The sequence below is a fragment of the Bradyrhizobium sp. LeoB3 genome, from assembly GCF_055456055.1.
This window is the reverse complement of the sequence record NZ_JBVBEF010000305.1, coordinates 1-1,053: the sequence shown is the minus strand read 5'-3', so window position 1 is coordinate 1,053 and position 1,053 is coordinate 1. Positions and strand designations below refer to the sequence as shown.

The following is a 1,053-nucleotide window of genomic DNA, read 5'->3' as shown; positions in this document are numbered from 1 at the left end:
GTTTCAATCAACCTGTTTGGAGACGTCCGGTACGAGCGACCGGACGTCGGCGCTCTGCCGCAGCATGATTGTGGCGCGTCGATTCTCTGCGCCTCGCGGCCGCTGATCGAAGACGTGCTGCGGCGTAAGGTGGCCGCAATCGCCAACGTCACGTTGCGATCGCAATGTCGCGTGATGGACATTGTGCCGGACGCGAACCTGCCGTCGGTCAGGTATGAGAGCGGTGCAAAAGAGCTTGCCGCAGTCGAGGCGGATCTGGTGGTGGACGCATCCGGCCGCAGTGCGCCGACGCTCGGCTTGTTCGACGCGCTCGGTTGGGAACGGCCGCTCGAAACCGTCGTCGGTGTCGACATCAGCTACACGACCGTTGTTGTTCGGCCTGCGCCGGACGGGCAAATCCTGGTCACATTGCCCGATCCGCGCACGTCGGTGCTGGCCGGCTTGATAATGCCCATGGAAGACGGAGGCTGTTTCATCTCGCTTTCTCAGCACGGCGCGACGGAGCGGCCGGAGACGTGGGAGGACTTTCTTGCTCTCTCGCGTCAACTGAATACACCGACGATCTACAACACAATTTGCGAATTTCCGCCGCCCGACGGCTTAAGGCATTTTGTGTTTGATGAGAGCCGCTGGCGACATTTCGAGCAACTGCAGAGGCTGCCGCGCGGAATCCTACCGGTGGCAGACTCGCTCTGCCGGTTCAATCCGGTTTACGGTCAGGGCATGTCTGTCGCGGCACTGCAGGCAAAGCTGCTGCGCGAGGTGCTGGATCGCGTCTCGGATGAGGCCGATCCGATCGGAGCGATTCAAAAGCAGTTCATGTCCAAAGTGAGCGCGCTGCTTCAAGCGCCCTGGAACATGGGTGTGAACGCCGATTTCGCCTATCCGGGTACGCGGGGGGAACGCCCGGAACACTACGAGGAAAACCGGCAGTTCGAGGCTGCCCTCTTCCGAGCTATCAAATCGGATCCGGTGGTCCAGCGGGCGTTCTCAGACGTCGTGCAGCTCATAAAACCGTTCGATTTCCTCCAGGATCCTGACATCCGGAGACGG

The 1,053-nt window shown here is 61.0% G+C and carries 1 protein-coding gene; it reads left to right on the top strand.

Going from position 1 to position 1,053, the window contains the following annotated elements; translation table 11 throughout:
• Positions 1-1,053 (top strand): NAD(P)/FAD-dependent oxidoreductase (locus tag ACZXDY_RS46015; RefSeq protein ID WP_464350027.1); only part of this gene is annotated, 1,053 nt, incomplete at both ends.